At 30.1% G+C, this 12475-nt stretch carries 10 protein-coding genes and 1 tRNA gene; 2 read left to right on the forward strand and 9 right to left on the reverse strand.

The genetic code is table 11. From position 1 onward, the window contains the following. Positions 1 to 145 precede the first annotated feature (145 nt). The 6 genes from Q0V08_RS07120 to Q0V08_RS07145 all read right to left on the reverse strand — a co-directional run bounded on the left by Q0V08_RS07120 (position 146) and on the right by Q0V08_RS07145 (position 5605). Positions 146 to 346, reverse strand: a complete 201-nt coding sequence (locus Q0V08_RS07120) for a cold-shock protein (protein WP_011835124.1) — start codon at positions 344 to 346, stop codon at positions 146 to 148. A 278-nt stretch (positions 347 to 624) separates the two neighbouring features. Further along, positions 625 to 825 carry a cold shock domain-containing protein gene (locus tag Q0V08_RS07125; RefSeq protein ID WP_297433435.1) on the reverse strand — a complete coding sequence of 67 codons (201 nt, stop codon included), beginning with the start codon at positions 823 to 825 and terminating at the stop codon, positions 625 to 627. Positions 826 to 955: 130 nt separating this feature from the next. Further along, entirely contained in the window at positions 956 to 1156 is a 201-nt protein-coding gene (locus Q0V08_RS07130; RefSeq protein ID WP_014017423.1) for a hypothetical protein, read from the reverse strand. A gap of 101 nt (positions 1157 to 1257) precedes the next feature. Then, positions 1258 to 1331: transfer RNA gene (locus Q0V08_RS07135), tRNA-Met, on the reverse strand. Between the two features lie 1436 nt (positions 1332 to 2767). Further along, entirely contained in the window at positions 2768 to 3640 is an 873-nt protein-coding gene (scrK, locus tag Q0V08_RS07140; RefSeq protein ID WP_297433423.1) for a fructokinase ScrK, read from the reverse strand. Between the two features lie 12 nt (positions 3641 to 3652). Then, entirely contained in the window at positions 3653 to 5605 is a 1953-nt protein-coding gene (locus tag Q0V08_RS07145) for a sucrose-specific PTS transporter subunit IIBC (RefSeq protein WP_297433424.1), read from the reverse strand. 178 nt (positions 5606 to 5783) lie between these two features. On the opposite strand from Q0V08_RS07145, the gene Q0V08_RS07150 reads away from it, so the two are divergent. Then, on the forward strand, positions 5784 to 7202 hold the full coding sequence (locus tag Q0V08_RS07150) for a sucrose-6-phosphate hydrolase (protein WP_297433426.1): 1419 nt from the start codon (positions 5784 to 5786) through the stop codon (positions 7200 to 7202). After that, a complete protein-coding gene (locus tag Q0V08_RS07155) occupies positions 7199 to 8155 on the forward strand; it encodes a LacI family DNA-binding transcriptional regulator (protein ID WP_297433428.1) in 957 nt (318 codons plus the stop codon). The genes Q0V08_RS07150 and Q0V08_RS07155 overlap by 4 nt, the downstream gene beginning before the upstream one ends. Before the next feature lie 96 nt (positions 8156 to 8251). Here Q0V08_RS07155 and Q0V08_RS07160 read toward each other — a convergent pair whose 3' ends face one another. Genes Q0V08_RS07160 through Q0V08_RS07170 form a run of 3 tightly spaced genes read right to left on the reverse strand, consistent with a single transcriptional unit; the run spans position 8252 to position 12096 of the window. Beyond that, the gene (locus Q0V08_RS07160; RefSeq protein WP_017864245.1) at positions 8252 to 10231 is read right to left on the reverse strand and encodes a cellulose synthase catalytic subunit; all 1980 of its coding nucleotides are present in this window, start codon (positions 10229 to 10231) and stop codon (positions 8252 to 8254) included. A 54-nt stretch (positions 10232 to 10285) separates the two neighbouring features. Beyond that, the gene (locus Q0V08_RS07165) at positions 10286 to 11341 is read right to left on the reverse strand and encodes a GGDEF domain-containing protein (protein ID WP_297433431.1); all 1056 of its coding nucleotides are present in this window, start codon (positions 11339 to 11341) and stop codon (positions 10286 to 10288) included. A gap of 44 nt (positions 11342 to 11385) precedes the next feature. Next, positions 11386 to 12096, reverse strand: coding sequence for an EAL domain-containing protein (locus Q0V08_RS07170; protein ID WP_064973754.1), 711 nt, complete (start codon positions 12094 to 12096; stop codon positions 11386 to 11388). Positions 12097 to 12475: the final 379 nt, after the last annotated feature.

Consider the following 12475-nt stretch of genomic DNA (forward strand, 5'->3'; position numbering starts at 1 on the left):
CTCTATATTAGAGTGGCCCTAATTTATGCATGGGAAGTGTGATTTTCCTCTTGCTGGCTAAGTATATCATACTCTCTCATCATTGTAACTGAATATAAAAAAACTGAAGTAATGACTCCAGTTTTTGCACGATTTTCAGATATAATTATGCTTTTGTGATATTAACTGCTTGAGGTCCACGTTGACCTTCTTCAACATCAAATTCAACTTTTTGACCTTCGTCAAGTGATTTGAATCCATCAGATTGGATTGCTGAGAAGTGAGCGAACAAATCTTGACCATCTTCAGAGGTAATAAAACCAAATCCTTTAGTAGCGTTAAACCATTTTACTGTTCCATTTGCCATAATATATTTATTTCCTTTCGACAAAATTGTAAATCTTATTTTGCGAAAAGTGAATCTATAAAACATTTTACTCATGACAAAATCTACTTCTTCATAGTAACACTAATTATACTCAATGTCAAACTACTCTCTCATTAATAAAATCCATATCGTAGTGACATGGATTTTATGAACTGTAGGGAAAGCAACTAATCTTTCCCTCACTCAGTATAACATTTTAATTCGTTTTTGCAATAACAATAAATAAAAAGCAAAGGACATCCCATGCTTTAAATCATTTATCTTATATGTACGTTTGAAGCATAACGTCCACGAGACGTCATTTTGATATCAAAAGTAACCTTTTGACCTTCATCATATTTTTTAAAATCATTTCCTTGAATAGATAAGAGATAAGCAAACACATCTTGCCTATCATCTGCCATAATAAAACCATACCCTTTGTCAGCGTTAAACCAATTTATTGTTCCTTTATTCATATAATACATCCTTTCGCATCATCTGTAAATCCTATTTTGCGAAAAAGTGCATTCCTAAAACATTTAAACTCGAGACAAAACCTACCTCTTAATAGTAACACCTATTCTTACCAAAGTCAAATTGGTCTATTTAAAACTTATTGATTTTCTTGTGATTCCCCAGATTTTCATGAGGATTTGCTTTAGCAAGTGTCAAGGTTTCTCTATCAACCACCCTGACATCATGGTTTTCTAATTCAACAATTAGTGCATACTTATAGAGATTAATATCTCCAGAAACGACAATTGCTTGTTCCCCATTAGATAATGTAATTTTATCTCCTGTTTTCATTTTTCACTTCCATTCTAGGCTCCGCCTATTTAACGAAAAAATTTCACTTTAGGGTGAGTTTTTTATAAGAAAAATAAGGGCTCCCTAAAGCCCTTAAAATATTGCGGGAATAGGATTTGAACCTATGACCTTCGGGTTATGAGCCCGACGAGCTACCTAACTGCTCCATCCCGCTTTGCAAGTATAACACTAATATCAGTTAAAGTCAATTTAACATTAGGGTTCGTAAATTATTTTACAAATGTGTTACCTTACCCGAACAGCATTTTTTCTCACATAAGTAAAGTTATTACTAGGTATATAACTAATATATTTACTACAAACCCAAAAAACAGTAAGCTTATAATCGCCTTTTTCTCTTTATTTTTATTCGTTAGATGCCCCTTCCCCTTATTATCAACTTATTTTTTTGTTTATAATTACATATTTTAAAAAAACTACCCCATTTGAGTAGCTAATAATGGAGGTGTGGTGCTTTCGCAAAACCACACCCTATGGTAAGTATATCACTTTAATTCTAAATTACAATATCAATCAAAAAATAGAAACCATATTTGGTTTCTATTCCACAACAGAGACTGTGATCTCATAAAATTAAGTATAGCACCTTGTTAAGCTCAATACTGATTATTAGTTTATAAAGAGAAAAACATATAGCTTAAAAGCATCAAACAAACTTAACATAATAAAAAGTCATTAATTCAATTCTTAATGACTCTTTAATTTATTTTTTGTTCAAATCTTCCAAAATAATATGCTTAGTTCCTTAACTTTATAAACTCAAAAATTCAATGAGATTAAATCGTAGCTATGATTTTATACCATAATTGCCCCAAATTTGTCCCATTTTATTTTTCAATTTAAGAGGTTTTCTATGAAACAGGTTTATAAAGGCTTATAGAACCTGAATTTAACTTTGAGAGCGACCTAAATAATCCCCTCTTCTCCTTACAATATATATCTTTTTTTATAACTATTTTGTATTTTTATAATTTTACACTTGTTTTTTAAGTAAATATAAAATTATTAAGAGTTTTTCTAGTATCGATTTATTCGGTAAATTTTATTTTAATTTTTATAATACACTGTTACAAAGGCAGTCATGAATATTCCCATATTTGAAATAAACGCTCAACGCGTTTGCTTAATATTAAAACACATAAAATAAAAAGTCACTAAAGTTTAGTGGCTCTTTATTTTATAAGTTTTCTATTGTTTTCAATAATGTCTAGTTGATTTATATATTTTAAATTTTACCCACTATTTGCCCACTAAATTTTATTTTAGTTTCTATAATGCATTGCTACACAGGCATCCAATAATATTCCCATATTTGAAATAATTTTGGGCATTTCAACTTTTCTTATTCTAAATAAGATAATACATAATTTGTGAAATACTGCCTTCCAAAGTAAGACCTAGAAATTTACTTTTCTCATACTTAAATTATTAGGTATTTAGCATCACTAAAAGAACTTTCGATTATGTTGCAAAAAGTTAAAAGATAACAAAGAAATGAAACTTTTTTATAGTTGTAATATTGCCTTAATATTTACCATTACCATTATATTTTGTTGAACTACATGCTAGAAATATATAGATTTTATATTATTATTCTTTTGTAAATAAAGAATATGCTAAATAGAAATTTCCTAACGTTGCTGAACCATTTTCTTTGACAGTTGGTAAGCGAATATACTTTTCTACAGAACAAGGCAGATCTATATAATTATTAAGCATAGAAATGAAATGTTTTTGTATAAGTGATATCATATTTGATTTTTCCATTACACCACCTCCCAAAATTATACACTCAGGAGCTAATGTCAAAGTTGCATTCATAGCCGCTTGAGCAATATAATAGCTTAAGATATCCCAGATAGGATCATCTGAAGGAATTTTTTCCCCAAGTATTCCTGTTCTAGCTTCAAGACTCGGACCCGCCGCAACTCCTTCAAGACAATCACCATGGAAGGGACAGCTTCCTTCAAAAGTAAGATCATCTCTATGACGATTTATTCTTTGGTGCCCCATTTCCGAATGCCCAATGCCACCAATAAAATATCCATCTTGAATTGCTCCCCCTCCAATACCTGTACCGATTGTTAAATAAACAAGATTTTTTTTTCCTGTATTTTTCATTTCACCATAGGCTGAGGCGTTTACATCAGTAGTAAAATATATTGGGATATCAAGTGCTTCTTTTAATTGGCCAACTAAATTTATATTTTTCCAACCAACTTTTGGCGTCGAAGTAATGTATCCATACGTTTTACTTGAAAGGTTTAGATCAATAGGCCCAAATGATCCTAAACCAATGGCAGAAACTCGGTTTTCTTTAAAATATTTAATAGTCTTACTTATAGTTTCTTGTGGCGTAGTAGTAGCAAATTTGCATTTTTTTATAATATTAAAATGTTCATCTGCAATAGCCAGTACAAATTTTGTGCCACCAGCCTCAATTGATCCATAGTATACGGACATAGTTTGCTCCCTCTAGTTCAATAATAGAATTTTTTCTCCAACTTTGATATCAACATTTTCACTCAATGGCAAAATCTCATTGTAACTTGCTGAATTGGTAATAACAATAATTACAGTATCATCGAATCCACTCTTCTCGATTTCTTCTTTATCAAAAGATCCTAGTAAATCCCCTGCTTTTACTTTCTGGCCAACTTTAACATTTTGTATGAATCCATTACCATTCATTGAAACAGTATCTATTCCAATATGTAAAAGAACTTCACCTCCATTTTTTGTTTTTATACCATAAGCGTGACCTGTTTCATAAGCAATAATAATTTCTCCGTCGGCTGGTGAGAAAAGTTCTCCAGATTTAGGCTTGATTGCAATACCTTTTCCCATAATTTCTTTTGAGAAAACAGGGTCACTTACATCAGACAGAGGAATTACAAATCCATTTATTGGAGCAAGGAGTTCGTCACTTTTAACTGGATCGATAATAACTTTCTCAGGTTGGTATTGAGTTGTTGCATTCTGTTTATTTTTTTCTTTCGTAATAGATTTAGCTTCCATCCGCCGACCATAGATTGAGGTAACAACAAAAGCAATAAGAAAGCTAATAAATATCGAAATCATAAATTGTAAGTTATACCCAGCTTTAATAGAGATAAAGCCAATTAATCCTGCGGATCCCAGACTAACCGCAAGGACATGGAATAATCCCATAAATAATGAACCAATTGCTGAAGCCCCAAGAGCAATAAAGAACGGATATTTTAGTTTTAGATTAATCCCAAATAGCGCAGGTTCAGTAATACCTAGAATTGCAGATACACCAGCTGGAGCTGCAAGAGCCTTTGTTTTAATGTTTTTAGTAACAAATAAAATTGCAAAAGTTGCACCAGCTTGAGCCATATTTGCGCAGGCAGCAACTGGAAAAATAAAGTCTCCACCAATACCGCTATGTTGATAGTTTGTGATTAACATTGTTTCAATGGCCGGAAAACTCTGATGTAATCCAGTTACTACTATTGCGGAGTAGAAGCCTCCAAACACAAGCATTCCTAGTGCCCCTAATGTGTTATAAAGTCCAACCAAACCATCTGTCAAGCCATTTGATACGAAACGAAGTGCTGGTCCTACAATAGTGAATGTGAGAAATCCAGTTATGATGACTGAAAGCAACGGAGTAAATGTGAAGTCTATAGCATCGTTAAGGTATTTATGAAAGAATCTCTCAAGTTTAGCAAGGATAAAAGCCACTCCAATTACAGGAAGAACTTGTCCTTGATATCCAGCCTGGGCAACTTTAAAACCAAAAATATCCCAATAAGTCATTGTATGATTAGAGATTGCTTCAGCAACATTATATCCATTAATAAGCCCAGGCATTACCATAATCATACCTATAACAGCACCTAAATATGGGTTTCCGCCAAACCTTTTTGTGGCAGAATAACCTATTAAAATTGGCATGAATGTAAATGGTGCGGCACTCATAGTATTAACAATATCAGCAAATCCTTTCCACATCGGAAACATTTCAACAAGCGATTTCGTCGCGAAAAGATGTTCAGCTGTTAGCGCATTATTAAGAGCCATTAACAGACCACCAGCTACAAGAGCTGGTATCAAAGGAACAAAAATATCAGAAAGCAGCTTTACAAGTGCCATTACTGGATTTTGTTTTTTTTGACTTCCTGCAATCTCTTTGAGATCTGCAGTTGATGCCTCAATTATTCCTGTAAGTTTAATAAATTCTTCGTATACAGTGTTAACATCACCTGGCCCTACAATAATTTGATATTGACCAGCTGCTTCAAAAGTCCCCTTAAGATCTGGGTCATTATCTAGAGCCTCTTGATCAATAACGCCAGTATCTTTTAGGACTAAACGTAGTCGTGTCGCACAATGTGCAGCTCCTTGAATGTTATCACGCCCAACTGCATTTAAAATGCGTTCAGCTACCTGCTTATGATTCATAATTTTCTCCTCAAATAAAATGATTTCGCTTACAGAAGTTATTTTATCATTTTTTTGATATATGTCAAGCGTTTGCCATACTTTTTTTATTTTTTATTCTTCCGTGGTTATTTATATTGATTTTTTTATAAAAAACGTTTATCATAAATATATATAATTTAGTAAATGAGGAAAAAAAATGAAATGGTCTACCAAACAACGATATCGTACCTACGATAGTTATTCTGAAAATGATTTAGAGAGTTTACGCAAACTGGCACTAAAATCTCCTTGGAAATCAAATTTTCATATTGAACCAGAAACTGGACTTCTTAATGATCCAAATGGATTCTCTTATTTCAATGAAAAATGGCATTTGTTCTACCAACATTTTCCTTTTGGGCCAGTACATGGTTTAAAATCATGGGTACATCTAGTCTCAGATGATCTCGTCCACTTTGAGAAAACAGGGCTAGTCCTTTATCCAGATACAAAATATGATAATGCTGGAGCTTATTCTGGGTCTGCTTTAGCTTTTGAAAACTACTTATTTTTAATATATACGGGTAATCACAGAGGCAAAGATTGGGTTAGAACTCCATATCAACTCGGAGCAAAAGTTGACAAAAATAATCAGTTAGTCAAATTCACTGAACCACTAATTTTTCCTGATTTTTCTCAAACAACCGACCATTTTCGAGATCCCCAAATTTTTTCATTTCAAGGACAAATTTATTGCTTAATTGGTGCTCAAAGCTCTCAAAAAAATGGTATAATCAAACTTTATAAAGCAATAGAAAATAATTTAACTGATTGGAAAGATTTGGGAAACTTAGATTTTTCAAAAGAAAAAATGGGTTATATGATTGAATGTCCGAACCTTATATTTGTCAATGGTAGATCAGTATTAGTTTTTTGTCCACAAGGACTAGATAAATCGATTGTTAAATATGATAATATATATCCTAATATGTATGTTATTGCGGATGACTTTACTACTGGTTCAAAAAATCAGCTAAAAAATGCAGGACAACTAATTAATTTGGATGAAGGTTTTGACTGTTATGCTACGCAGTCATTTAATGCACCTGATGGCTCTGCTTATGCCATTTCATGGCTAGGTTTACCTGAGACATCATACCCCACTGATAAATACAATGTTCAAGGTGTCTTGTCCATGGTTAAGAAGCTTTCAATAAAAGACAACAAATTGTATCAATATCCAGTTGAAAAAATGAAAGAATTAAGACAAAAGGAACAAGATCTCTTACTAGCAGATAATAACATTATTACATCTAACTCTTATGAACTTGAGGTCGATTTTCGTCAGCAAAACTCTACACTTCTATCTTTAATGACAAATGAAAAAGGGGATAGTGCACTTAAAGTTGAGATAGATAAAGAAAATAATACTATTACACTTATAAGAAATTATGAAAAACGTTTGGCACATGTTAAAATAGAAAAAATGAATGTATTTATTGATCAATCAATTTTTGAAATTTTTATTAATGATGGTGAAAAAGTATTATCAGGTCGTGTATTTCCAAATAAGAATCAGTATTCGATTAGAAGTCAAAATCCGATAAAAATAAAATTATGGGAGCTAAAAAAGTGATCAAACTTGAAGATGTTGCAAATAAAGCTGGGGTTAGTGTAACGACCGTTTCGCGTGTTATAAATCGTAAAGGATATTTGAGTGACGCAACAATATCAAAAGTAGAAAAAGCAATGCAAGACTTGCATTATATTCCAAACGCAGCCGCACGTTCTTTGCAAGGAAAATCCTTAAAATTAATTGGGTTAGTATTTCCAACTATAAAAAATATTTTTTATGCAGAATTGATTGAAAAAATTGAGCAAGCTCTTTTCAAACGAGGCTACAAAGCTATGTTAGCAACAACAGAACATGATGAACAAAAAGAGCGAGACTATCTTGCCTTACTACTTTCTAACCAAGTTGATGGAATTATTTATGGGAGTCATAATTTAAAAGCACATGATTATATAGCAATTGAAGCACCTATTGTTGCTTTTGACCGTTTATTAACCCCTGAAACGACTGTTGTTAGCTCTGATAATTTTGAGGGAGGAATCCTAGCTACTAAAGCTTTGATTAACTCTGGTAGTAAAAAAATCGCCATATTTACTGGGAACGATAATACCAATTCTCCTACATATTTAAGGCGTGATGGATATCTGCTTGAGCTAGAAAGAAATCAATTAAAGCCTCATATGATAAAAATTCCTTCTCAATGGACCCTTCTTCGCAAAAAAGTTGAGATCAAAAAAATACTAGAAAACAACGATTTTGATGGTGTATTTTGTACAGATGATTTAACAGCTATATTAGTAAAAGATCTCGCCTCAAATTTAAAAAAATCACTTAATGTGGTAGGTTTTGATGGAACTGAATTTATAGAAAACTACTATCCTAACCTAACAACGATAAAGCAACCAATAAATGATTTAGCGGAACTCTTAGTTGATTTAATCATACGAAAAATTGATGGAGATAACATTGACATTACATATCAACTTCCTGTTCAGCTACATTATGGTATAGATTAAAAAAATATTTTACTTCTTCAAAAAGACACTGCTTTAATTCTGCAGTGCCTTTTATTTTATATACTTTTCTATTTTTTTATGTCAACATGATACATACTATTTCTTTTTTAATATGAAATGGCCTTTGAAAATATCGAATAGTAACTTTCCAATATTGTTACCCTTCTCTTCTCGAATAGGTAATTCACTTGACGCTACTGCATATGTTTGAGTAATTAAATAAGCATATTGTTCGTAATTTAATGAAGTAAAAATTAACCCTATGTTTGTTCCGCCTTTTTTTGGTATAATTCGCCTGATAACACTCTCTAATTCATAGCCATTTACAGAAAGAATAATCTTTTGTTCTTCCTTTAGTTCTATTTTATTATTACACTCTATTGTTATACCAGCACCTAATTCATTCCAGTCCATCACTTTGCAATCTATAATTAAATGACTCTCTTTATCCAAAAGTTGAGCTTCTTTAGAGCTTAGAAATCTTTCTGATTTTCTAAATCGAGGTCTTTCAAATGGAACTAAAACCGCAAAAATTAAAATGAAAACATTATATAGTAACCAAAATGCATTTATATATATCGCATCTTTTCCAGATTCAAATGGTAATATGTTAAAAATTACAAATATTGATTTACATAGTGCAATAATAGAAAAAAAGAGTAATATCAAAAGTGGTAAAGATAAGCGCCAGTTATAATATTTTTTATTAGTATTATAGCCTTTATTAGTAACTGTAAATCCTTTTTTACTTTTTAAAACTGCATCACTAATTACTGAGTAACTGATGAATGGAGCCATAACAGTTTCATAAATATTTGTTAATAAAATACTTTGAGTTCCTTGACTAACTCTATTAAATGCAAGCTGAGATGCTATAAAGGATGGTAACCAAAAAGTTAATATACCACTGAATCTAGCATTCAAACTGTAAAATCCAAAAAGAACAAACCATAAAGGTGCCAGCATAAAGATCATTTTATATATTCCCGAAAACCAATAATGAATGCCATCCATATACAGCAACTTTTGAACTTTATTTAACCCTTTAATTTTTAACGGCAACCACTTTCTTGCTACTTGAATATTTCCTCTTGACCAACGATCTCTCTGCTTAATTAAATCTGAAAAGTTTTCAGGAGCTAAACCACTTGCCAAATTCTTATTAACAAATCTAGTTTTCCAGCCTTTTGCTTGGATAAACATTCCGGTGGCTAAATCTTCTGTTATTACACCTGTAGAAAAACCTCCAATGCTTTCGAGAGCTGCTCTTCTAAAAACAGCATTGGATCCAATATACATAACTGAGTTATATATATCTTTTTGATTTTCTATACGACGCATGAAAAAGTCTTGATCATTATTTAGATTTTTTTCAGAAAAAAAATTGAATTGATAAGGATCATTATTAAAGAATGTTTGAGGTGCTTGAATAAATCCCATTTTTGAATCTTCGAAATATCCTACCGTCTTTTCTAAAAAGTCCACCCTGGGCACCATATCAGCATCCAATGTAACTACTAAATCTCCTTTGGTTTCCTTTAAAGCATTATTCAAATTTCCAGCTTTTGCATTTTCATTGTTATCTCTTCTAATATATTTAACATTCAGCTCTTTAGCAATGAGTGCAATTTCTTCCCTATCTCCATCATCCAGAACATATATCTCAACTTTTCTTAAATCAGGATATCTAACCTTCTTTGAAGCGATGATTGTTCTTTTTAATATTGAGCTAGACTCATTATATGTTGCAATAAATATATCTACCGTGGGATAGTTGGGGTGAAGTTCTACTAATTCCTTATCTTCTTTTGTATTTTTTTTCCAAAATAAAAAGTAAAATGTGATTGATAAAACAAAAGAACCTATCTCAGCTATTAAAAGTGATAATCCTAATAAAACACTTATAGCAGAACCATGAGGTAACGTATAAAGAATTCTCCAAACAATATAAATTGTCATAGTTATAATGTATAAGCTGATTAATATATTTTTAAAAATAAAATATTTTTTAGATAAAAAATAAATAATAAATAAAATAAAAATTGAAGTTATAATAAAAAACAAATGATTTTCCAAAGCTTTTCCTTTACTCTATAAATAAATTGACTAGATTTAATAGTAATAATAAAATTACTTACCTACCACTAATTGATTTCTTCCATTTTCCTTAGCTTTATATAAAGCGTCATCCGCACTTGAAATGTAATTTTCAATATTTGAGAATGTCTTTATATGGGATACTCCTATGGAAACAGTAATACCTCTTACTTCTCCATCCAATAGCATTTTATCGATGTTTATTTTTTGAACTGCTAATCTAATTTTTTCTAATTTATTTTCAACCTCTACAAAATTTATTTCTTCAAAGACGAGTGAAAATTCTTCCCCTCCTATACGGTAGCAATTTATTTTATTTCCCTCAAAAGATAATAAAACTTTGCTCACTTCTAATAAGACTAAATCACCAACTAAATGATTAAATGAGTCATTAAATACTTTAAAATAATCAATATCCAAAATAGCTAAAGAAAAAATATTTTTCTTTTTCTGTAATACTTCTAGTTTAGCTTGGAATTCACATCTATTTTTCATTTTTGTTAGGTAATCATGAGTAGCCTTCTTCTGCATCTTTTTTATATCGTTTATCATATAATAAAGGACAAATACCAATATCGTACTTATGACATATAAATGCAGATAAATATTTATGTCCCTAAGTGGATTTTTAATAATTATAGCATTCAAAAAATTCCCAATTAATAAACAGTAGTAATTCAAAATTAAGAGTTTAATAATATCACTATTAATTTTACTCACAATATATTTTAGCATGGGTAAGGTAAATACCAATAGTAAACTATAACAAATAGCAATAGGTGTATAATTATCTATGCCCCAAAATAATCTTATAACCATTAATAATAGAGTGCTCGTTATAGTAACTTTATTTCCAAAATATTTAACAGTAAATGCTAATAAAAGAAAGCTTAAATCATATCTAGCACCACCAATTTCAATTGCAAAGTACAATAAAAAAATCCCTACAATAGTTACAAAAATTGAATTAAAAAAAGTTCCCTTGTCTTTCAAAAAAGAATGAAACTTGTTATAATTCACATAATAGCTTAAGTAACCATAAACAGAAACTAATAAAATGCTCATATTTGCTAAAACACTAATAAACATTCAACACTCCCTAAATTTATAAATACAAAATTAAAAAAATTTTTTTATTTACTTGAAGCAACATGACTTTTACCTTCACCAAATAGAAATCCCTGTTGTAGTCTTATCCCCATATTTAATAAGCATGAGGAAAATATTTTACACTCAATACCTTCAACCACAAATTCCTTATCAAATTGTTTCGCCAAACGAAACCATGCTTCAATAAATAATATTAAAGTTTCTTTTTTTATATCTCGAAAAGGCAATATGGAAAATTTTATACTAGAAACTTGTTCTATATGTTTGATGACAAAGTCTATATCATTTGTTCCATTCCCGACATCATCAATTACAAAATTATATCCAAGCATAACTAATTCAGCATATCTTGATTTGAATACCGTATCAAGATCAAATTCTATAAAATTTCTATGTTCAGTTAACTCAATTTTTATTCTATTTGAAAACTCTTTTAACTTATAAAAAAAATCAAAAATTATAGTTTCCTTCCATTGTAAAGGATGAATGTTTATAGCCAAATTAATATTTTCATTTCTAACTAAGATATCATTAAGTTTTTCAAAATACCACTTCATAAACATTTGGTGTTTTTCAGGTGAAGATAAAATTTCATTAAATTTCTTATTTGGAAAACGCCTTTTATCCTGAGATCGAAGTAGAACCTCATATTCTAAAATTTCTAATGTTCCATTATTTTTAATATTTACTATTGGTTGATAAATAAGATAAAATAAATCATTATAGTCTTGCATCTACACATTCTCCTATATCATTGCTTTTACATTGGGATGAATATTTAAGTAACTTCTGCTCATTATTATAATTGTTATTTTCAATTAAAATATAAATTGTAAAATTGCTTTACAACTATAAAAATTGATACTGTAACTATGTACTTTTAAAGCATTCATCTGTATTATACCAATTTTTAAATTATTTATTTGTTATAATATAATAAATTTTTGGTCAATTTAAATAATTTTATTTATTATTAATTTATATTTTTGGCTTATACTAACTTATATTTCAAAAAATTTCTATAATTTACTCTCTTGATTAAAATTTATTTAACATTTTATCTTTATGAATCCATAAAAATATTAAAAAGAAAAGTCTATACCACAATGAAAA

Origin of the sequence: uncultured Cetobacterium sp. (genome assembly GCF_947038635.1) — a bacterium.
Classification (GTDB): domain Bacteria; phylum Fusobacteriota; class Fusobacteriia; order Fusobacteriales; family Fusobacteriaceae; genus Cetobacterium_A.